The organism is Kitasatospora sp. NPDC005748 (assembly GCF_040630735.1).
Lineage (GTDB): Bacteria > Actinomycetota > Actinomycetes > Streptomycetales > Streptomycetaceae > Kitasatospora.
Map to the genome: position 1 here is coordinate 1 of NZ_JBEXYD010000095.1, position 20637 is coordinate 20637.

Here is a 20637-nt window from a genome sequence, read left to right on the forward strand (position 1 = left end):
CGACTGGCTCCACACCTACAATCACCACCGCGGACACACCGCACTCGCAGGCAAGCCACCCGCCAGCCGCATCCCCAACCTCACGGGACAGAACACCTAGGCGGGCTCGGACAGTTCGAAGGCGGTGTTGACCAGGGCGACGTGGGTGAACGCCTGCGGGGTGTTGCCGAGTTGGCGGCGGGCGCGCGGGTCCCACTGCTCGGAGAGCAGGCCGAGGTCGTTGGCGAGCCCGACCACCCGGGCGAACAGGTCGCGGGCTTCGGCCCGCCGCCCGGTGGCGACGAGCGCGTCGGCGAGCCAGAACGAGCAGGCCAGGAAGGCGCCCTCGCCGCCGGGCAGGCCGTCGGTGTGCCGGTGCGTCCGGTAGCGCAGGACGAGGCCGCCGTGGTCCAGGCCGTCCCGGACGGCGTCCACGGTGCGGACCACGCGCGGGTCGTCCGGCGGCAGGAAGCCGCACTTGACGACGAACAGCGTGGCCGCGTCCAGGCCCTGCCCGCCGTAGTGCTGGACGAAGACGCCGCGCCGCCGGTCGTAGCCGTGCTCGCAGACGTCGGCGTGCACGGCGTCGCGCATCGCCCGCCAGCGGGCCACGGGCGCGGGCAGCCCGGTGGCCTCGGCCATCCGCACCGCGCGGTCGGCGGCGACCCAGGACATCACCTTGGAGTGGACGAAGTGGCGCCGCTCGCCGCGTACCTCCCAGAGGCCCTCGTCGGGTTCGCGCCAGTGCTGCTCCAGGTAGGCCATCAGGGCCCGTAACAGCGTCCAGACGTGCCGCTCCATCGGCAGGCCGGCCAGCAGCGCCAGGTGCAGGGTGTCCACCACCTCGCCGTAGACGTCGAGTTGGAGCTGGTCGACGGCGGCGTTGCCGAACCGGACCGGCCGGGAGCCCTCGTAGCCGGGCAGCCAGTCGGCGGAGATCTCGCCGAGGACGCGCTCCCCGGCGACGCCGTAGACGGTCTGCAGGTCGCCCGGGTCGCCGGCGATGGCGCGCAGCAGCCAGCGCCGCCAGGCGGCGGCCTCGTCGCGGAAGCCGCCGCGGAGCAGCGCCGAGAGCGTCATCGAGGAGTCGCGCAGCCAGCAGAAGCGGTAGTCCCAGTTGCGGGTGCCGCCGATCCGCTCGGGCAGTGCGGCGGTGGGCGCGGCGACGATCCCGCCGGTGGGCGCGTAGGCGAGTGCCTTGAGGGTGAGCAGCGAGCGCAGCACGGCCTCCCGCCACTCGCCCCGGTAGCGGCAGCCGGCCGCCCAGTGCTGCCAGTCGCGCAGCGTGGCGAGCAGGGCCTCCTCCGGGTCGGTGCGCGGGGAGGTGGGCAGGTGGGAGGGCTGCCAGGTGAGGACGAAGGGCACCCGGCTGCCGGCGGTGACGGTGAAGTCGGAGACGGTGACGCCGTCCACTCCGTAGGTGTGGACCTCGGGCGGCACCCGCAGCCAGGCGGAGTCGGGCCCGGCGACGGCGACCCGGTGCCGGCCGGTGCGGCGCACCCACGGCTCGATCCGGCCGTAGTTGAACCGCAGCCGCAGCTCGCCGCGGACCGGGACGCTGCCCTCGACGCCCTCCACGATCCGGATCAGCTGCGGGGAGCGCTGCCCGCCCCGGCCGCGCTGGGGCATGAAGTCGGTCACCCGGACGGTGCCGTCGGCGGTGTGCCAGTCGCTCTCCAGGACGAGGCTGTCGCCCCGGTAGCGGCGCGCGGAGCACCGCGCGCCGCCGGCCGGGGCGAGCCGCCAGGCGCCGTGCTGCCGGTCGCCGAGCAGCCCGGCGAAGCAGCTGGGGGAGTCGAACCGGGGCAGACAGAGCCAGTCGACCGACCCGTCCCGCCCGACCAGCGCGGCGGTCTGCAGGTCGCCGATCAGGGCGTAGTCCTCGATCCGTCCGGCCATCGGGTCCATTCTCCGGCCGGGGCGCGTCCTCGGCAGGACGGGGCGATTCCGCTTGCACGCGTTCGGCGTGCAGAGGAGGATCTTGTGTGCTTGTAGTCTCATCAGAACCAGCAGTCCCACGCGGCGACTGGTTCACCGGAACCGGAATGAAGGAGTCCCGAGGATGCGGCGACCGAACTGGGTACCGGAAGGTACGGACCTGGACAAACCGAACGCCGCCCGGGTCTACGACTACTACCTCGGCGGGTCGCACAACTTCGAGGTGGACCGGGAGATGGCCCGCCAGGCGATCGCGCTCTGGCCGGAGCTGCCGCAGATCATGCGCTCCAACCGGGCCTTCCTGCGCCGCGGCGTGCAGTTCGCCGCCGAGCAGGGCATCACCCGGTTCCTGGACATCGGCTCCGGCATCCCGACCTTCGGCACCGTGCACGAGATCGCCCGGGCGATCCGCCCCGAGGCCGAGGTGGTGTACATCGACCGCGACCCGGTCGCCGTCGCGCACAGCCGGCTGCTGCTGGCGGAGGACGAGGGCTGCTCCGTCGTCCAGGCCGACGTCCGGGACATCGACGACCTGCTGGGCCGCCCCGAGGTGACCGCGCTGCTCGCGCCCGGTGAGCCGGTGGCCGTGCTGCTGGTCGCCGTCATGCACTTCGTCAGCGACTCCGAGGATCCGTGGAAGCTGCTGGAGGTGCTGCGCGAGGCGCTCCCGCCGGGCAGCGCGCTGATCCTCTCGCACGCCTCCCTGGAGGGCCGGCCCGACCAGGCCGAGGACCACCAGAAGCTGTACCGGATGACGCCCACCCCGCTGACCATGCGCACCCGCGAGCAGATCACCGCGATGTTCGCGGGGTTCGAGCTGGTCGAGCCCGGTGTGGTCTACCTCCCCGAGTGGCGCCCCGAGCAGCCGGAGGCGGTCGGCCGGCACCCCGAGCGGATGACCGGGATGGCGGGCGTGGGGTTCCGCCGGTGAACGAAGCGCCGGCACCCGGCAGCGCCGATCGGTTCCACGAGGACTGGGCGCGGCTGCTCTCCGGCGACCACGGCACGGCGGTCCACCCCGGCCTGCTCGGCAGGCTGGTCTCCCGGACCGCCGCGCTGCTCCACCGCGCCCAGCTGGGCGAGCCGTTCGACCCGGGGCTGGCCGCCCGGGCGGGCGCCGAACTCGTCGACGCCCACTTCACCGACCCGGTGGTGCTGGCCCGGGCCCTCGAACTGCTCCAGGAGCACCCCGCGGCCGACGACCGCGGGCCCGCGCTCTGCGGGGCTTTCGCGGCCGGCTGGGCGGCCGCCCTGCGCGAGCGGACACTGCGCGAGCAGGAGGCCATCCGGACCGCCGCCGACAGCGCCCGGCGGGAGGCCGAGCGGGCGCTGCGCGCCTCCGAGGCGCGGTTCCGCGCGCTGTTCGAGAGCGCGGCGATCGGCATCGGCATCGGCGACACCGAGGGCAACATCCTCGCGGTGAACAAGGCGCTCCAGGAGCTGTTCGGGGCCGCGCCGGAGGACATGCGGGGCCGCCGGGTCGGCGACCTCGTGCACCCCGAGGACACCCCCGGCGTCTGGGAGGCGTACGAGGAGCTGATCAGCGGGAAGCGGGACTACTTCCAGGTCGACAAGCCGTACTACCGGCACGACGGCGAGGTGGTCTGGACCCACCTCACGGTCTCGCTGATCCGGGACGACGACGGCCGGCCGCAGTACCAGGTGGCCATGCTGGAGGACATCACCGACCGCTACCGGCTCCAGGAGCGGCTGCGCCACCAGGCCACCCACGACCCGCTGACCGGACTGCCCAACCGGGCCGCCTTCTTCGAGCGGCTGGAGAAGCTCTTCGAGGAGCCGGACCCGGGCGCCCGCTTCGGCCTCTGCTACGTCGACCTCGACGGCTTCAAGGTGGTCAACGACAGCCTCGGCCACGACACCGGTGACCAGCTGCTGGCCGCCGTCGCCGCCCGGCTGAAGGCCGCCCTCACCCCGCTCGGCCACCTGGTGGCCCGCCTCGGCGGCGACGAGTTCGTCGTCCTGCTGGAGAACTGCCGCGGCGAACAGGAGGCCGTCGCCGCCGCCAAGACGGTGCTGAAGGCGCTCGCCGGGCCGGTCCTGATCGGCGATCACAAGCTCGCCGTCGGGGCCAGCGTGGGCGTGCTGGAGCGGCGCATCTCGACCACCACGCCGGGCGCCGCGGTCCGCGCCGCCGATCTGACGCTGTACCGGGCGAAGGAGGCCGGCCGCGGCCGCTGGACGCTCTTCGACCCCAAGGAGAACGCCCGCGCGGTCAGCCGCTACGCGGTCTCGGTCCGGATGCCGGCCGCCCTCGACCGCGGCGAGTTCTTCATCGACTACCAGCCCCTGTACGCGCTGGCCGACGGCCGGCTCGCCGCCGTCGAGGCGCTGGTGCGCTGGCGCCACCCGCAGCTGGGCGTGCTGGGCCCGGACGAGTTCGTCACCACCGCCGAGGAGACCGGCCTGATCATGCCGCTCGGCCGCTGGGTGCTGGAGCAGGCCTGCGGCCAGGCGGCCGACTGGATCAAGCGGTTCGGCGACGACGCGCCCCAGCTGAACGTCAACCTGGCGGTCCGTCAGGCCCGTAGCGCCGCACTGGTGACCGATCTCGGCCGGATCCTCGACTCCACCGGGCTGGACCCGGCCCGGCTCCAGCTGGAGATCACCGAGTCCACCGTGGTCGGCCCGGAGGACGAGGCGCTGCGCACCCTGCACGGGCTGGTCGACCAGGGCGTCTCGCTCGCCGTGGACGACTTCGGCACCGGCTGGTCCAACCTCGCCTACCTGCGTGACCTGCCGGTCTCCGGGCTGAAGATCGCCGGCTCCTTCGTCGGCGACCTGCACGACCCGGCCAAGGACGCGGCCACCGGCTGGCGGATCGTCAGCGGCCTGGTGTCGATGTCGCACGCGCTGGGCCTGACGGTCACGGCCGAAGGCGTGGAGACCCTCCGGGACGCCGAGCGGCTGCGCGGCATCGGCTGCGACTGGGCGCAGGGCTGGCACTTCGGGCGGCCGGTGCGACCGGCCGAGATCGCCCGCCGGATCGCCGAGGAGCCGGGCGGCCGGCCGGTCGGCTGACCGGCCGGCCCGGGCGGGTGCCGCCGGCACCGCCGGACGAACCAGGGGAGCACCTCGGCCCGACGGACCAGGCAGAATCCGGCCCGACGAACCAGGCAGAATCCGGCCCGACGAACCAGGCAAAATCCGGCCCGACGAACCAGGCAAAATCCGGACAAACTACTTGACGTGACGGCGGTCACCTGGGCACGATGAGGCCCTGGCACACCCCGCACTCCGGTGCGGGAAGCACATTCGGCCAGTTCGACAGACCGGCGCTTCGGCGCCCGGGAGCCGGCGGCGCACCCCCCGACCGGGCCGCCCTCAGCCGCTCCCCACCGTTTCGGCCGTCCCCCCGGGGACTTCCCTCCGGGGCCCCGCCCCGCGCACCCCCGCGTCGCGCACCGGGCCCGCCCCGTCACAGGGGCCGCGCCGTGCCCGGCGCCGCCCGCCGCCTCCTCCCTCCGAGAGGCCGCCCCCGATGAGCACCACCCTGCCCCCCCACGTCGTTCCGTCCCCGGACCACGACGGCCGGCCGCAGCGCCGGGCCGAGGACCGGGCCGCCCCCCGACGGCCGATGCGCCGCGCCGAGGACCGGGCCCCGGCCCGTCGGCCGATGCGCCGGGCCGGGGACGGCGTCGCCAGTCGGCACAGCGTCACCCTGGTCGTCCCCGCCCAGAACGAGGCCCGCAACATCCCCTGGGTGTTCGAGCAGATCCCGCGCTGCGTGGACGAGGTCATCCTGGTCGACGGCTCCTCCGACGACGCCACCGTCCCGATGGCCCGGCACTGCCTGCCGACCGTCCGCAGCGTCCAGCAGAGCGGGCCCGGCAAGGGCAACGCGCTGCGCACCGGCTTCGCCGCCGCCAGTGGCGAGTACATCGTCATGATGGACGCCGACGGCTCGATGTGGCCCGGCGAGATCCCGCACTTCCTCCACTTCCTCGACCACGGCTTCGACTTCGTCAAGGGCTCCCGGTGCATCGCCGGCGGCGGCTCGCTGGACCTCACCAAGGTCCGCTCCTTCGGGAACCGCGCGCTGCTCGCCGTGGTCAACCGCCTCTACGACGCGAGCCTCACCGACTTGTGCTACGGCTACTGCGCCTTCCGCCGCTCCTTCCTGGACGCGCTCGACCTGCGCTCCTCCGGCTTCGAGATCGAGGCCGAGATGATCGCGCACGCGCTGCGCTCCGGACTGCGGATGGCCGAGGTGCCGAGCCTGGAACTCCCCCGCCGCAGCGGTCGATCCCACCTGCACGCCGTCTCCGACGGCCGCCGGGTGCTGAGGACCCTGATCACCGAGCGTCCCGGCGCCCGGTCCTCGGCGGCAGCCTCCGCGGGGGAGCAACGATGAATGGCTCCGACCGGCGCACCGCAGCTGCCTGCCCGCGCTCCGCCGCCCGCGACTCGCTCTACACCCCCGTCCGCGTCGTCGACCTTGACCTGGACGATCCGAGCGAGCTGCGCTCGCCCGGTGGTCTCGGCACCGTCGACCCGGTCGGCCGCGTGTTGGCGTTGGTGCGGCTGCACGGACACCCGCTCGGCTTGGTCACGGCCACCGGAACAGCGGGCGACAGTGCCGCGCTGCGCCGGGCGCTGGTCGACGTCGCCCACCGGGAACTCCCGGTTCCCGCCCTGTCCACCGCGACACCCGCGGCGCGTCCCGGTCGGGTCGGCCGCGCCCGGGTGCCCGCGGGCCCGGTCACGGTCAGCGTGGTGGTCTGCACGCGCGACCGGACCGAGCAGCTGCGGAGCTGCCTCGACTCGCTCCTGCGGACCGGCTATCCGCACGTGGAGGTCCTGGTGGTCGACAACGCCCCGCGGAGCGACGCCACCGAACGCCTCGTCGCCACGCGGTACCGGGACCGCGTCCGGTACCTGCGCGAGCCGGTGCCGGGCCTGGCCCGGGCCCGCAACCGCGGCCTGGCCGCGGTGCACGGCGAGGTGGTGGCGTTCGCCGACGACGACCTGATCATCGACACCGGCTGGGTCGGCGCGCTGGCCGGGGCGTTCGGCGCGGACGACCGGATCGGCTGCGTCACCGGCCTCGTGCTGCCCGCCGAACTCGACACCCCGGCCCAGGCCGCACTCGAACAGTACGGCGGCTACTCCCGCGGGTTCGCGGCCCGCGACTGGTCGCTGCGCGACCGCCCGGACGACCCGCTGATGCGGTTCTCGGTCGGCCGGTTCGGCTCCGGGGCGAACATGGCCTTCCGGACCGCCCTGCTGCGCGGCATCGGCGGCTTCGACCCGGCGACCGGCGCCGGTACGCCCGCCCGCGGCGGCGAGGAACTGCTGGCCTTCTTCCAGATGCTCGACGCCGGCCACACCGTCGCCTACCAGCCGGACGCCATCGTCTGGCACCGCCACCCGCGCACCGGCGACGCGCTGACCCGGCAGGTCTTCAACTTCGGCGTCGGCTTCGGCGCCTACCTGACCGCCGCCGTCGCCCACCGGCCCGGGCTGCTCACCACGCTCGTCCGGCGCGTCCCCTCCGGTCTGCGCCGCTGGCAGCGGGTGCGCCGGCACCGGGCCCGCTGCGGGCCGGCCGAGGGCGAGGCCGCGCTGCTGCGGCTGGGGCGCCGCGAGTTCCGCGGGCTGCTGGTCGGGCCGTTCGGCTATCTGATCAGCGTGTGGCGCCAGCGGAGCCCGCGCACCGGAGGTGCGTCATGACCACCGTCCTGCGGGCGCCCGCCCAGGTGGTGGAACTCGATCTCGACCGGCCCGGTGGGCCGTGGCGGCCCGGCTTCACGGCCCCGGTCCGCCCGCAGGGGCCCGTGGTGGCCCTGGTCCGCCGGGCCGGCCGACCGCTCGGCCTGGTCGCCGTCGACGCCGACCGGCCAGGTCCCGACGGTAGCGCGGTCCCGGACGCCGGCCCGGACGCCGGCCCGGACGCCGGCCCGGACGCCGGCCCGGACGCCGGGCGGCTGCGCCGCCGGCTCGTCGAGGCGGCCGAACGCCACCTCGACACCGGGCCGGCGGCCCCCGCCCCGCCGCCCCCCGGCGCCCGCGCACCCCTGGTCAGCGTCGTCGTCTGCACCCGCGGGCGGCCCACCCTGCTCGGCGACAGCCTGAGCGCGCTGCTGCGCACCGACTACCCGGCCACCGAATTCCTGGTGGTCGACAACGCCCCCGAGGACGACGCCACCGAACGGCTGATCCGCACGCTCGGGCCGGACCGGCTGCGGTACCTGCGCGAGCCGGTGCCGGGCCTGGCCCGGGCCCGCAACCGCGGCCTGTCCGCCGCCCGGGGCGAGTACGTGGCCTTCACCGACGACGACGCGCTGGCCGACCCCGGCTGGGTGAGCGCCCTCGCCGGGGCCTTCCGGGCCGACCCCCGGGTCTCCTGCGTCACCGGTCTCGTGGTGCCCGCCGAACTCGACACCGAGGCCCAGGCCGTCTTCGAGCGGTACTGCGGCTTCGGCAAGGGCTTCGCCCCCCGGGACTGGTCGACGCGCACGGCCGGCCGCGACCCGCTCTTCCCCTTCGCCGCCGGCCGCTTCGGCACCGGCGCCAACATGGCCTTCCGCACCACCGTGATCCGCGACCTCGGCGGCTTCGACCCGGCGACCGGCGCCGGTACGCCGACCCGCGGCGGCGAGGACCTGCTCGCCTTCCTGCGCGTCCTGGTCGCCGGTCACACCCTCGCGTACCGGCCGGACGCCGTCGTCTGGCACCGGCACCGGCGCACCATGGCCGAGCTGGAGGCCCAGATCCAGGGCTTCGGCACCGGCCTCGGCGCCTATCTGACCGCCGCCGTCTCGCAGCGCCCCGGCCTGCTGGCCGAGCTGCTGCGCCGCCTCCCGGCCGGCACCCGGTACGCCCTGCGCCGGGCCGTCGCGCCCGCCCCGGCCGACCCCGGCCGGGGCGGGCGCGACGGCGATCCGGGACTGGCCCGGCTCGGCCGGCTCGAACTGCGCGGCCTGCTGCGCGGACCGTTCAGCTATCTGGTCAGCCGGCGGCAGGACCGCCGGTTCCGGGCGGAGGACTGGTCGTGATGCAGTCGCTCAGCACGCGTTCGGCCGCGCCCGCCCGGCCCTGCTCCTGCCCGCGCCCGCTGCCCTGCCAGTGCTCCTACCGCGACCTGCTGCGGGCCCGCGCCCGGGCCGGCCGGGCCCGGCTGGCCGGGGAACCGCTGCTGCGCAACGGCCACATCCTGCTGGCGAGTTCGATGGTGGCGGCCGCGCTCGGCGCGATCTTCTGGCTGTTCGCCACCCGCTGGTACAGCGCCGAGACGGTCGGCCTCAGCTACGCCGCCGTCTCCGCCGCCGGGCTGCTCTCCGCGGTCGGCCGGTTCAACCTCAGCAGCGTCCTGGTGCGCTTCCTCCCCGGCGCCGGGCAGCACACCCGCCGGCTGGTGGCCCGCTGCTACGCGGCGAGCATCGCCGCCAGCGCGTTCGCCGCGGTGCTCTTCCTGCTGCTGATCCCGTGGATCTCCCCGAGCCTCGGCTACCTGCGGCAGCCGGTGGTGGCGGTCGCCTTCGTGGTGGTCACGGCCGGCTACTCGCTCTTCGTCCTCCAGGACGGCGCGCTGACCGGACTGCGGCGCACCGGCTGGGTGCTCGGCGAGAACGCGCTGTTCGCCCTGGCGAAGGCGGGCGCGCTGGCCGTCTGCGCGGTCCTCGCGGTCGGCACCGGGATCCTGGTCTCCTGGGCGGCGGCGCTGCTCATCACCGTCCTGCTCACCAACGTCGTGCTCTTCCGCCGGGCGATCCCGGCCCACCAGCGGGCGGCCGGTGCCACCGCGTCCGCCCCGCCGCGGGTGGCCGGCTACGCCGTCGCGGACTACCTCGGCAACATCTCCGGCATCGCCGCCTGCAGCGTCGTACCGCTCATGGTGCTGGCCGTGCTCGGCGCGGAGCAGAACGCCTACTACTCGCTCGCCTGGGTGATCGCCGACAGCCTCTACATGGCCGCCTACAGCATGGGCAGCTCGCTGGTGGTCGAGGCCGCCCGGGCACCCGAGCGGCTCGCCGAACACGCCCGCCGGATGATGTGGCACACCGGACTGCTCGTCCTCGCGGCGGTGGCCGTGATCGTGGCCTTCGCCCCCTGGATGCTGCGCCTGTTCGGGCCCGGCTACGCCGAGCACGGCACCACCGTGCTGCGGCTGATGGCCCTCTCCGCCCTGCCCACCGTCGTGCTGAGCCTGGCCACCGACGTCGCCCGGGTGCGCCGCGCCCTGGGCTGGATGATCGGGCTCCAACTCGTCTACGCCGTCCTCGTGATCGCGCTCGTCGCCGGACTGCTGCCCGTGTTCGGCCTCACCGGGGTCGGGCTGGCGTGGCTGCTCGCCGCGACGGTCCTCGCCCTCCCGCTGCTGGTCGCCCTCCCGCGCTGGCTGCCGTCGTCCGATCGGAGATCGTGATGAACACCGTGCCGAACGCCGGACCGGTCACCGCACCGGGCCCCGGGCCCACCCTGTCCGTGGTCGTCTGCAGCTACACCCTCGACCGCTGGGACGACCTGTGCGCCGCCCTCGACTCGGTCCGCGCCCAGCGCCGGCAGCCCGACGAGACCGTCGTGGTGGTCGACCACTGCCCCGCCCTGACGGCCCGGCTGGCCGCCCGCCCCGGCCTGCGGCTGGTCGAGAGCCCCGAACGCCCGGGCGTCTCCGGCGCCCGCAACACCGGGGTCACGCTCGCCCGCGGCGAGTTGGTCGCCTTCCTGGACGACGACGCGGTGGCCGAACCCGACTGGACCGAACGGCTGCTGGCCGGCTTCCGCGACCCGCGGGTGCTCGGCGTCGGCGGCCGGGTCGACTCCTGGTGGGAGACCGGCCGCCCCGGCTGGTTCCCGCCCGAGTACGACTGGGTGGTCGGCTGCTCCTACCCCGGGGCCGCCGGGAGCACGGGCACGGTGCGCAACTTCATCGGCGCCAACATGTCCTTCCGCCGGGCCGCGGTGGTCGCCGCCGGCGGCTTCCGCGGCGACCTCGGCCGGATCGGCACCAGCCCGTTCGGCTGCGAGGAGACCGAGCTCTGCCTGCGGCTCACCGCCCGGCACCCCGGCACCGAGCTGCGCTACGAGCCCGCCGCCGTCGTCCGCCAGCACGTCCCGCCGGCCCGCACCACCTGGCGCTACTTCAGCTCCCGCTGCTACGCGGAGGGCCGCTCCAAGGCCGTCGTCGCCCGCTACGCGGGCAGCCGGTCGGCGCTGTCCACCGAGCGCCGCTACGTGCGCCGCACGCTGCCCGCCGCGATCCTCCGCGCGCTGGGCCGGCGACGGCTGCGGGCCGCCGGGGCGCTCGGCGCCGGCGCCTGCCTGGCGGCGGCCGGGTACACCGTCGGCCGGCTCGCCCGGGCGGACACCGCGGCCACCGCGGACGCCGGGGACGCCGGGGAGACCGGTGCGGCCCCCGCCGCCCGGCCCGGCGTCGCGGCCGTGTCCACCAGGAGCCGGCCATGAAGGAGGTTCCGGTGTTCCTGTACCACTCGGTCTCGGACGACCCGCCGCCGTGGATCGCTCCGTACACCGTGACCCCCGCGGCCTTCCGCCGCCAGATCGACCGGATCGTCGACAGCGGGCGGCCCGTGGTGCCGCTGCGCCGGCTGGTCTCGGCGATCCTCGGCGGCCCGCCGCTGCCGCCCCGCGCCGCCGTCCTCACCTTCGACGACGGGTTCGCCGACTTCTACTGGACGGTGGCCCCGCTGCTCGCCGAGCGCGGCCTGCCGGCCACCCTCTACGTCACCGTCGGCGCCGTCCACCCGCCGGGCGGCCCGCCCACCGGCAGCCTCTTCCCGCCGGCCGACATGCTGAACTGGCGGCAGATCAGCACCCTGGACGCGATGGGCGTCGAGATCGGCGGCCACTCCGTCACCCACGCCCAGCTGGACACCGTCTACGGGCGGCGCTGCACCGACGAGATCGTCGAGTGCAAGCGGCGCCTGGAGGACGCCCTCGGCCACGAGGTCGCCGCGTTCGCCTACCCGCACGGCTACTCCAGCCCGGCCGTCCGGCGCAAGGTCCGCGAGGCGGGCTGGACGTCGGCGACCGCGGTGGAGAACAAGTTCAGCTCCGCCTCCGACTCCGTGCTGCGGATCTGCCGGCTGATGGTCCGCAGCGACACCCCCGACCACGTCTTCGACGGCTGGATCGCCGGGCGGGGAGCCCGGGTCGGACCCGTCCCGGAGAGCCTCTACACGCGGCTCTGGCGCAACTACCGCCGGCTGCGCACCGCGGTCGGCAGTCCGGTCGGAAGGCCGTCCAATGGTTGACCAACTGGCCCCCGCCCAGCTCCCCACCGGCGGCCCGCCCCCGGAGCCCGACGGCGCGCGCCCCTTCGGGCGCCTGCGCGCGGGGCCGCTGCGCGCGCTGCGCGCCGGCTGCCGGGAGGCCGGGCCGCTCGGCGTCTTCGCCCGCCTGGCCCTGCCGGTGGCGCTCGCCCTGTGGCTGCTCGCGCTGCCCCGGGTGCGGCTCGGCGGCATGGGCGACCTCGGCCTGATCCAGGTGCTGCCGGCCCTGTACTGGACCGGCCTGGCCCTGCTGGTGGCCGGCTTCGTGGCCGTCCTGCGCGACCGGCGGATCCGCCAGCGCTGGGCGGCCGGGTACGTCCTCGCCCTGATCGCCTTCCTCCACGCCACGCCCACCCTGCTCTACCCGGAACTGCGGTACGCGTGGGCCTGGAAGCACGTGATGGTCGTGGACGCCATGCTGCGCCACGACGGCTCCGTGCCGAACGCCGGCGAGCTGGACATCTACAACCAGTGGCCCGGCTTCTTCCAGCTCAACGTGCTGCTGCTGCGCGCCACCGGCCTGCACTCCGCGCTCGGGTACGCGGCCTGGTTCCCGGTGCTCACCAACGTCCTGCTGCTCGGCCCGCTGCTGCTGATCTTCCGTACCGTCACCCGGGACCGGCGGCTGGTCTGGGGCGGCATCTGGATCTACTACAGCACCTCCTGGATCGGCCAGGACTACTTCTCCCCGCAGGCCTTCTCCTACCTGTTGTTCCTCGCGGTGCTCGCGCTGGTGCTGCGCCGGCTGGCGGCCACCCGCGTCGCGCAGGGACCGCCCGGCGGGGGAGCGTCCGTCGGCCGGGACGCCACGGCGGGTGGGGGAGGCCCGGCGGGTGGGGGATCCACGGCGGGTGGGGGAGGCCCGGCCGGCGCGCGGAGCGGGCCGGGCACCGGAGCCCGGGCGATGACCTGGGTGACCGACATCCCGCCCCGGGGCGGGTGGCGCCCGCTGCCGTTCGCCCTGGTGCTCGTCCTGACGGCCGCCATCGCCTGCTCGCACCAGCTCACCCCGCTGATGCTGATCAGCGCCCTGCTGATGCTCGCCCTCCCGCGGCGCAACCGCCGGGTGGTGCTGCCCGCCCTGGTCGGTGCCGTCGGCATCACCTTCGCCTGGGACGCCACGGTCGCGCGGCCCTACCTGGCCAAGAACATCGGCAACCTGGTCGCCGCGCTGGCCTCGCCCGACAACAACGCGCTGCCCGGCCTCCAGCGGCTCGCCCAGCCCGCGCCCGGACAGGTGTTCGCCTCCTGGGTCGACCGGGGCCTGACCGCCGCCGTCCTGCTGCTCGCGGTGACGGCGGTGGTACACCACCGCTGGGTGCGCCGCACCCCCCTGCCGCTGCTCCTGATCGCGCCCGTCCCGCTGCTGCTCGCCAACAGCTACGGCGGCGAGATGATCTTCCGCGCCTACCTGTTCGCGCTGCCCGCGGCCGCTCTGCTCGCCGCGACCGTGCTGATCCCGTCCTCCCGTGCTCCGGCCGGCCCCGCCGCCCCGGCGGGCACCCCCGCCGGCGACCGGGCCCGCCGCCCGCGCCGGGCGCTGCCCGCCGTGCGCCGGGGGCTGACCCTGGTGGCACTGCTCGCCCTGCTGGGCGGCCTGGTCTTCGGCTACTACAGCAAGGAGGCCATGAACACCTTCAGCCCCGGCGAGGTCGCCGCACTGCGCTACGTCGCGCACACCGCGCCGCCGGGGTCGCGGATCGTCTCGGTCACCGCGGACCTGCCCGGCTCCGAGGAGCGCTACGACGAGCTCAGCCGGACGGCGCTCTCGGTGGGCACGCCCGACGACCGCCGGCAGCTGGTCGCCGACCCGGCCTCGGCCGTCGAGGCCGCACTCGCCGACCCCGCCGTCACCGGCCCCTCGTACCTCGTGCTGACCAAGGCCCAGACCGCCGAGTGCACGTTGACCGGCATCCTGCCCGCCGACACCGTCGACCGGGTCCGCGCGGCGGCCTCCGCCTCCCCGACGCTGCGGGTGGTGTTCACCGACGGTGACGCCACCGTCTACCGGCACTCCGCCCAGGTCGCCGTCGAGAGCCCGTTCGCGGAGAGTGGGCAGTGATGATGAGGCCGCCTCCCCGCACCGCCGCCCGGCTGGCGCTCGCCCTGCTCGGCTGGGCCGCGCTGGCGTCCACCGTGCTGGCGGCGGGCAGTCCGCTGCGCGTCGCGCTGACCGGCGGCTTCCTGGTGATCGGCCCGGGGGCGGCCGTCCTGCTGGCCCGGCCCACCGTCGCCCGGCCGGCCGGCGGGCCCGACCGGCTCGCCGCCGCCTCGCTCGCGGTGGCGCTGAGCACCGCGCCGGCCGCGCTGACCGCCGTCGCGCTGCTGGGCTACCACGTCTTCTCGGTGGGCGCCGCGCTCGCCGCCCTGGCGGCCGTCACCACGGTGCTCGCCCTGGTGCCGCACCGCACCCGGCGGGGCCGGCCGGCCGGGGCGCGGCCGAGGCACGGACGGTGGCGACCGGGCCGGGCCCGCCGGCCGGCCGGCGGGTTAGCGGCGGCCGCCCTGCTGGTGTCGGCCGCCGCCTGTTCCGGAACCCCCGGGACGGCCGGCGGCTCCGGGCCGACGGGGTCGGGCACCGGGCTGCCGGCGGGCGCCGCCGCGAACCGGCCCCCGGCGCCCGGCACCTGGCGGCTGGTGTTCGACGACGAGTTCACCGGCTCCTCGCTCGACACGGCGAACTGGACCACCTGCTACGACTGGAACGACGGTGGCTGCACCAACGCCGGCAACGGCGAGGACCAGTGGTACCAGCCGGGCCAGGTCAAGGCCGGCGGCGGCCGCCTCACCCTGACCGCGCAGCCCCGGACGGTGAAGGGCAGCGACGGCCGGACGTACCCGTGGGTCTCCGGCATGGTCACCACCGGCCGCGACTCCTGGAACGCCGAACCGCGCCACACCTTCACCTACGGCTACTTCGCGGCCTCGATCAAGGTCCCGGCCAACCCGCACGGCTTCTTCCCCGCCTTCTGGCTGATCCCGGCCGCGACCAGGGGAACCCCGCCGGAGGTGGACATCGCCGAGTTCCCCAACACCGACCAGTACGTCCACATGAACCTGCACTGGCGGGGCGCGGACGGCTCCGACCAGCACGTCGGCCAGAACTGGGGCCCCGCCGACTTCTCCGCCGGCTACCACGTCTTCGGCGTCGACTGGGAGCCCGCCGCGGTGACCTGGTACGTCGACGGCAAGGCCTGGTTCCAGGTCACCGACCCCTCGCGGATCCCGACCGTGGCGATGGAGATCGTGATCAACCTCGCCGTCGGGTACCTGGAGTCGCCACCCGCCGGGACGGACTCGGCGGCCCTACAGGCGCAGTGGGTCCAGGTGTGGCAGCACTGAGAGGTGGGAGCGTGATGGCAGGAGGCCCGCTGGGCGTCGACCGCGCCGTCCCCGCGCTGCTGGTGAAGGTCGGTCACTACCCGCTGTCGCACAGCGCCGTCGGCGCGGTGCGCTCGCTCGGCCGGCTCGGCGTCCCGGTCTACGCGATGGTCGAGGACCGGCTGACGCCCACCGCGCTCTCCCGCTACCTGACCGGAGCGCTGGTCAGGCCGAGCACCGGCCGGGAACCGCCCGCCGAACTGGCGGCCGCCCTGCGGGGGGTGGCCCGCGAGGTGCGGCGGCGGAGCGGGCGGCGGGCCGTGGCGGTGGCCACCGACGACGAGGCCGCCGTGCTGCTCGCCGAGCACGCGACCGAGCTGGCCGAGGACCTGCTGCTGCCGCCGGTGCCGCCCGGTCTGCCCCGGCGGCTCGCCGACAAGGGCGGTCTGCACGACCTCTGCCGCGCTACCGGCACCCCCACCCCGGCCGCCCGGACGCCCGCCGACCGGGCCGGACTGCTGGCCGCCGCGGCCGAGCTCGGGTATCCGCTGGTGCTGAAGAACCTCGCCTCCTTCACCCGGCTGGAGCGCCCGGTGGTCGGCCACACGACCGTCGTCCGGAGCGAGGCGGAGCTGCTGTCCCACTGCCCGCCCGGGGCCTCCTGCGACGGGCCGCCGCTCGCGGTGCTCGTCCAGGAATACCTGCCCGCCGAGCAGGCGCGGGACTGGATCACCCATCTGACCTGTGGCCCCGGCGGCGAGCCGCTGGCCGTCTTCACGGGCGTCAAACTGCGGTCCTGGCCCCCCGGGGCGGGCGTCACCACCCGGGCCGGGGCCGTCGCCAACCCCGAGCTGGCCGAGCTGGCCGTCCGGCTCTGCCGGCGGCTCGGCTACTGCGGGATCGCCGACCTCGACTGGCGGCTCGACCTGCGGGACGGCCGGTACAAGCTGGTGGACTTCAACCCGCGGACGGGCGCGCAGTTCCGGCTCTTCGAGACCACCGCGGGCGTCGACGTGGTGCGGGCGCTGCACCTGTCGCTCACCGGGCGGCCGGTGCCGCCCGGGCCGCAGCTGCGGCGCGGCTACGGGGTCGGCCAGCTCGACCTGCTCTCCCTCGGGTCCGCCGCGTGGCACGAGCACCGCCCGCCCGCCGACCCGTGGCCGCGCCGGGGCACCGAGCGGGCCTGGCTCTGCGCGGACGATCCGCTGCCCGCCGTGGCCGTCGCCGCCCGGTTCGGCGGCCGGGCCGCGCGGTACGCCGCCCGCCGCCTGGCGGCCGCGGCCCGGGGCGGGGGAGCGCGGGGGGCGTGACGGGGCGGGTGAGCGTGGAAGGCGGCGTGACGGGGCGGGTGAGCGCGGGGGCGGCGTGACGGGGCGCGCCGTGAGGGCGGCGACGAGTGGGCGGCGGCGAATGGGCGCGCTGGGGAGGGAGTTGACGGCCAGTCAGTCCGGTGCGCCGCCGCCGGTGACGGCGGCCGTGATCCGGCGGGCCGCGAAGTCCGTACCGCAGACGAAGCGCAGCAGCGGGCCGAAGGAGTTCGCCGCGGCCAGCCCGGTGAAGTACAGCCCCGGCACCGAGGATTCGAAGCCGCCGGTCAGCCGGGGCGCCCCGTCCGCCGTGCGCCGCACCGCCCGCCGCAGGCCCGGGTCGAGCAGGTCCAGGCGTTCGACGTCCACCCGGTAGCCGGTGGCCGCCAGCACGTGGTCGACCTCCAGGGCGCCGGTGAGGCCGCGCAGCCGCAGCCGGACGGCGCCCGCCCGCTCCCGCGCGGACTCCACCGAACACCCGGTGAGCACCGGCACGCCCGCGTCCTCGACCCGTTCGCGCAGCCACCAGGCACCGGCCGGGCCGAGCACCGTCCGCACCCGGCCGGCCCGGACGTCGTCGGGGAGATGACGGAAGGCCCAGGGGGCGCGGCAGTAGCCGAGGAGGTTCCAGCCGGGCCCGAGTTCGGTGCCCGGGTACCGGGCGCGCACGGCCGCCGGCCGCTCACCCGGCAGGTCCGCCCCGGGCGCGGTCCCGAACCGCAGCCGGGCCGTCCGGGCCACCAGTGTGGGCCGCGCCCCGGCCTCGGCCAGCAGGGCGGCGCTCTCCAGCGCCGACTGCCCGGCGCCCACCACCGCGACCCGGCGCCCCGCGAAGCGGCCCAGGTCCGCGTGGTCCGAGGTGTGCGAGCCGAGGCCCGACTCCCGCAGCGCGGCCAGTTCGCCGGGGACGTGGGCGAAGGCCCGCAGCCCGGTGGCGAGTACCACGGCCCGGCTCCGGAGCTCCTCACCGGTGTCCAGCCGCAGCCGGAAGACACCGTGGCCGTAGCCGATGCCGAGTACCGAGCAGCGCTCGACCCCGGGCACGCACCGCTGCTGGAACCAGTCACCGTAGGCGATGAACTCCGCGATCGGCACGGGGTAGCGGTCGCCGACCGGCGCCACGCCCAGGGCCGTCCGGTGGTCGGCCAGCCGGTGCCCGGGGGCGGGCGCGGAGATGTTCGAGGCACGCGGGGTGGACTTCAGGAACATCCCGGCGGGCATGTGGTCGCGCCACCCCGCCATCGGCTCCCCGAACACCCGCAGGTCGCTGCCCCGCGCCGACAGGTGGGCGGCCGTCGCGAGCCCGTACGGCCCGGCCCCCACGACGGCGATCGGCAGTCGGCGATGCGTCGGCACGGACGCCTCCCGGAGTACTCGGACGTCCCTCCAGAATGCCCCTTCGGCCGGTCGGCGGCATCAGGTGCGTGGACGAACCGGCCCGCCCGGGCGTGCGGACCCGCGCCGGCTCAGCCGACCAGCCGGGACAGCTCGATCGAGTGGCCGGTCCGCTCCACCTTGGCACGGAGGTAGCGGACGTTGCTGGCCGACAGGTGCACCCCGGTCGGTACCCGGCGCTCGACCGTGATGCCGAGGGCGGCGAGCTGGTCCGCCTTGTCCGGGTTGTTGCTCAGCAGGTCGATGCCGGTGGTGCCGAGCGCCGCCAGCATCTGGGCGGCGGCGGTGTAGTCGCGCCCGTCCTCGGGCAGGCCCAGCGCGGTGTTGGCGTCATAGGTGTCGAGCCCGGCGTCCTGGAGGGCGTAGGCGTCCAGCTTGTTGTACAGCCCGATGCCCCGGCCCTCCTGCCGCAGGTACAGCAGGTAGCCGCCGGCCTCGGCGATCCGCTCCACCGACTCGCGCAGCTGGGGCCCGCAGTCGCAGCGGTCCGAGCCGAAGACGTCGCCCGTCAGGCACTCCGAGTGCAGCCGCACCAGCGGCGTCCCGCCCTCCGGGGTGCTGCCGAAGGCGAGTGCCAGGTGCTCGGCGCCGTCGGCCAGGCCGTGGAAGGTGAACACCTCGGCGTCCGCGCGGTACCCGTCCGGGAAGGTGAGCGGGATGCGCACCCGGGAGCGCACCGTGGCGGTGCCGGGCTGCGTCGGAGCGGTGCCAGGCTGCGTCGGGGCAGGCTGCGGCATGGGCGGGGCCTCCGTTACCGGGGTGATGGTCGGACCCCGACGGTACTCGGTAGTTCCAATTTGAACAACTGTGTTCCGAGCCGCCCGCACCGGGGTGGAGTGGGACGGCGCAGGCTCGCAACACCCCGTGGGGCTCGCCTGTTCCCACCGGTCACGACGGAGGGGGCGGGTGGCCCGTGCGGCCGCCCGCCCCCTCCGTCGTGGCGTGCTAGAGGGTGCCGGTGATGGCGGTGCCGGTGTGGTCGCCGTTCACGCCCTGGAGGTTCAGGGCCTGGGGGGCGGTCCAGTTGCCGTCCGCGAGGCGGGTGGTGGTCAGGACGCGGTTGTCGCCGGTGGTGATGGCGAACTGGGCGCCGGTGTCGACCGGGGCGGCGCTGACCGAGGTGGCCGTGACCTGTCCGATGACACTGCTGACGGAGCCGAAGGGCTGCCAGGAGGCGTTGGCGTAGCGGATGGTGTGGAGCTGGGCGCCGGTGTCGGTGACGACGACGAGGTTCATGTCGTCGCCCTGGCGGGCCATCGCGAGCGAGGTGACCGGGGCGGTGGAGCCGGCGGCGCCGGCGACCGCGCCCCAGGCGCTCCAGCTGCCGGTGGAGCCGGAGCGGATGGTGTGGTAGAGCTGCCCGCCCGCGACGGCGGCGACCTGGAGGTCCCCGCCGACTCCGGCCGTGGCGAGGGTGGTGACGCCGCTCAGGGGCCCGGCGGCCTCGAAGACCTTGCCGAAGCCGGTCCAGTACCCGCCGCTGGTGCGGACGCTGTGGAAGAGCTGGCCGTCGGCGAGGACGACGACCTCCAGGTTGGCGCCGGTGGAGGCGATGGCGACCTGGGTGATGTTGCCGAGGTCGCCGACGTTGGTGTTGAGGTCGCCGAAACCGGCCCAGGTGCCGTCGAGGTGGCGGATGGTGTGGTGCAGGTGGCCGTCGCCACCGAGGGCGACGACGTGGGTGTCGCCGTTGATGCCGGCGGTGGCGACGGCGCGCACGCCGCCGATGTCCCCGGCCTTGGCCTGGACGTCCTCGAACGGGGTCCAGGAGCCGTCGTAGAGGCGGGCGGCCTGGAAGAGGCCGGTGCCGCCCTTGACCAGGGCCTGGGTCTTCCAGCCGACCGAGGTGCCGCGCACCTGCTGGACCCAGGCGGTGAGGTCGTCGACGCGGGTGTTGGTGGCGCCGGTGCGGGTTTCGGTGCTGCCGAAGCAGCCGCCCTGCCAGGAGCGGGAGGCGATGGCGGCGAGTTCGGTCCTGCCGTTGACCTCGCGGAGGGCGGGGGCGCCGGTGTCGCCCTGGCAGATCGAGGCGCCGTTGGTGCCGGTGGTGTTGACGGCGTTCGCGGTGACGGCGCCGACGTTGAAGACGCCGCTGTGGAGCTTGAGGGGCACCCACTCGGTCTTGGTGCGGCCGTAGGCGGGTACGCGCAGGTTCTCGCCGGCGGTGGGCGCGGTGGTGGCGAGGGTGAGCGGGGTGATGCCGTCGATGGGTGTGGCGAGGCGGGCCATCACGAGGTCGCGGTCCTGGCGGGGGACGAGCTCGACGATCTCGGTGGTGGCGCCGGCGGTGGTGGTGAGGTCGGTGCGGCCGACGGTGGCGGTGGTCTTCCACTTCGGTGCGCCGGCGGTCAGGGTCTGGGGCTGGGCGGGGTCGTCGGCGAAGCAGCTGGCGGCGGTGATGATCCAGTTGCGGTCGACGAGAGCGCCGGTGCAGGCGCGGACGT

Annotated in this window: 15 protein-coding genes and 1 pseudogene; 12 read left to right on the top strand and 4 right to left on the bottom strand. The window is 75.5% G+C overall.

All coding sequences use genetic code 11. The annotated features are described in order from the left end of the window. Positions 1 to 100 (top strand): annotated as a pseudogene (locus ABZ495_RS35025) (IS481 family transposase); the annotation flags it as partial. Here the strand turns inward: ABZ495_RS35025 and ABZ495_RS35030 are convergent. After that, on the bottom strand, positions 97 to 1878 hold the full coding sequence (locus tag ABZ495_RS35030; RefSeq protein ID WP_359809953.1) for a glycoside hydrolase family 15 protein: 1782 nt from the start codon (positions 1876 to 1878) through the stop codon (positions 97 to 99). The pseudogene ABZ495_RS35025 and the gene ABZ495_RS35030 sit on opposite strands and share 4 nt — an antisense overlap. Before the next feature lie 163 nt (positions 1879 to 2041). On the opposite strand from ABZ495_RS35030, the gene ABZ495_RS35035 reads away from it, so the two are divergent. The 11 genes from ABZ495_RS35035 to ABZ495_RS35085 all read left to right on the top strand — a co-directional run bounded on the left by ABZ495_RS35035 (position 2042) and on the right by ABZ495_RS35085 (position 16801). Then, complete coding sequence (locus ABZ495_RS35035; RefSeq protein ID WP_329490671.1) at positions 2042 to 2848, top strand: SAM-dependent methyltransferase; 807 nt, start codon at positions 2042 to 2044, stop codon at positions 2846 to 2848. Continuing rightward, positions 2845 to 4956, top strand: a complete 2112-nt coding sequence (locus tag ABZ495_RS35040; protein WP_329490672.1) for an EAL domain-containing protein — start codon at positions 2845 to 2847, stop codon at positions 4954 to 4956. The genes ABZ495_RS35035 and ABZ495_RS35040 overlap by 4 nt, the downstream gene beginning before the upstream one ends. A 460-nt stretch (positions 4957 to 5416) precedes the next feature. Then, positions 5417 to 6289: a glycosyltransferase family 2 protein gene (locus tag ABZ495_RS35045; RefSeq protein WP_359809955.1), complete on the top strand. Its 873-nt coding sequence runs from the start codon at positions 5417 to 5419 to the stop codon at positions 6287 to 6289. Then, positions 6286 to 7608 (top strand): glycosyltransferase, encoded by a 1323-nt coding sequence (locus tag ABZ495_RS35050; RefSeq protein WP_359809957.1) that lies wholly within the window; start codon positions 6286 to 6288, stop codon positions 7606 to 7608. The genes ABZ495_RS35045 and ABZ495_RS35050 overlap by 4 nt, the downstream gene beginning before the upstream one ends. Further along, positions 7605 to 8933, top strand: a complete 1329-nt coding sequence (locus tag ABZ495_RS35055) for a glycosyltransferase family A protein (RefSeq protein ID WP_359839956.1) — start codon at positions 7605 to 7607, stop codon at positions 8931 to 8933. Before ABZ495_RS35050 ends, ABZ495_RS35055 begins: the two co-directional genes overlap by 4 nt. Continuing rightward, complete coding sequence (locus ABZ495_RS35060; protein ID WP_359812017.1) at positions 8933 to 10303, top strand: hypothetical protein; 1371 nt, start codon at positions 8933 to 8935, stop codon at positions 10301 to 10303. The genes ABZ495_RS35055 and ABZ495_RS35060 overlap by 1 nt, the downstream gene beginning before the upstream one ends. After that, the gene (locus ABZ495_RS35065; protein WP_359839958.1) at positions 10303 to 11343 is read left to right on the top strand and encodes a glycosyltransferase family 2 protein; all 1041 of its coding nucleotides are present in this window, start codon (positions 10303 to 10305) and stop codon (positions 11341 to 11343) included. The genes ABZ495_RS35060 and ABZ495_RS35065 overlap by 1 nt, the downstream gene beginning before the upstream one ends. Next, positions 11340 to 12152: a polysaccharide deacetylase family protein gene (locus ABZ495_RS35070; protein WP_359839960.1), complete on the top strand. Its 813-nt coding sequence runs from the start codon at positions 11340 to 11342 to the stop codon at positions 12150 to 12152. Before ABZ495_RS35065 ends, ABZ495_RS35070 begins: the two co-directional genes overlap by 4 nt. Beyond that, positions 12145 to 14232 carry a glycosyltransferase gene (locus ABZ495_RS35075; RefSeq protein WP_359839962.1) on the top strand — a complete coding sequence of 696 codons (2088 nt, stop codon included), beginning with the start codon at positions 12145 to 12147 and terminating at the stop codon, positions 14230 to 14232. Before ABZ495_RS35070 ends, ABZ495_RS35075 begins: the two co-directional genes overlap by 8 nt. Continuing rightward, positions 14232 to 15512 (top strand): glycoside hydrolase family 16 protein, encoded by a 1281-nt coding sequence (locus ABZ495_RS35080; protein ID WP_359839964.1) that lies wholly within the window; start codon positions 14232 to 14234, stop codon positions 15510 to 15512. The genes ABZ495_RS35075 and ABZ495_RS35080 overlap by 1 nt, the downstream gene beginning before the upstream one ends. A 14-nt stretch (positions 15513 to 15526) precedes the next feature. Next, positions 15527 to 16801: an ATP-grasp domain-containing protein gene (locus tag ABZ495_RS35085; protein WP_359839966.1), complete on the top strand. Its 1275-nt coding sequence runs from the start codon at positions 15527 to 15529 to the stop codon at positions 16799 to 16801. A gap of 132 nt (positions 16802 to 16933) precedes the next feature. On the opposite strand, the gene ABZ495_RS35090 is transcribed toward ABZ495_RS35085, so the two are convergent. The 3 genes from ABZ495_RS35090 to ABZ495_RS35100 form a co-directional block, all read right to left on the bottom strand. After that, positions 16934 to 18154: an FAD-dependent oxidoreductase gene (locus ABZ495_RS35090; protein WP_359839968.1), complete on the bottom strand. Its 1221-nt coding sequence runs from the start codon at positions 18152 to 18154 to the stop codon at positions 16934 to 16936. A gap of 110 nt (positions 18155 to 18264) precedes the next feature. Next, a complete protein-coding gene (ribA, locus tag ABZ495_RS35095; RefSeq protein WP_359839969.1) occupies positions 18265 to 18930 on the bottom strand; it encodes a GTP cyclohydrolase II in 666 nt (221 codons plus the stop codon). A gap of 208 nt (positions 18931 to 19138) precedes the next feature. Further along, the coding region (locus tag ABZ495_RS35100; RefSeq protein ID WP_359839971.1) for a trypsin-like serine protease at positions 19139 to 20637 on the bottom strand (1499 nt) is incomplete at its 5' end.

Bases quoted from the DNA above. Each gene is read 5' to 3' on its own strand.
- ABZ495_RS35030 (WP_359809953.1), bottom strand. From the start codon at position 1,878: ATGGCCGGACGGATCGAGGACTACGCCCTGATCGGCGACCTGCAGACC.
- ABZ495_RS35035 (WP_329490671.1), top strand. From the start codon at position 2,042: ATGCGGCGACCGAACTGGGTACCGGAAGGTACGGACCTGGACAAACCG.
- ABZ495_RS35045 (WP_359809955.1), top strand. From the start codon at position 5,417: ATGAGCACCACCCTGCCCCCCCACGTCGTTCCGTCCCCGGACCACGAC.
- ABZ495_RS35050 (WP_359809957.1), top strand. From the start codon at position 6,286: ATGAATGGCTCCGACCGGCGCACCGCAGCTGCCTGCCCGCGCTCCGCC.
- ABZ495_RS35055 (WP_359839956.1), top strand. From the start codon at position 7,605: ATGACCACCGTCCTGCGGGCGCCCGCCCAGGTGGTGGAACTCGATCTC.
- ABZ495_RS35060 (WP_359812017.1), top strand. From the start codon at position 8,933: ATGCAGTCGCTCAGCACGCGTTCGGCCGCGCCCGCCCGGCCCTGCTCC.
- ABZ495_RS35065 (WP_359839958.1), top strand. From the start codon at position 10,303: ATGAACACCGTGCCGAACGCCGGACCGGTCACCGCACCGGGCCCCGGG.
- ABZ495_RS35070 (WP_359839960.1), top strand. From the start codon at position 11,340: ATGAAGGAGGTTCCGGTGTTCCTGTACCACTCGGTCTCGGACGACCCG.
- ABZ495_RS35075 (WP_359839962.1), top strand. From the start codon at position 12,145: ATGGTTGACCAACTGGCCCCCGCCCAGCTCCCCACCGGCGGCCCGCCC.
- ABZ495_RS35080 (WP_359839964.1), top strand. From the start codon at position 14,232: ATGATGAGGCCGCCTCCCCGCACCGCCGCCCGGCTGGCGCTCGCCCTG.
- ABZ495_RS35085 (WP_359839966.1), top strand. From the start codon at position 15,527: ATGGCAGGAGGCCCGCTGGGCGTCGACCGCGCCGTCCCCGCGCTGCTG.
- ribA (WP_359839969.1), bottom strand. From the start codon at position 18,930: ATGCCGCAGCCTGCCCCGACGCAGCCTGGCACCGCTCCGACGCAGCCC.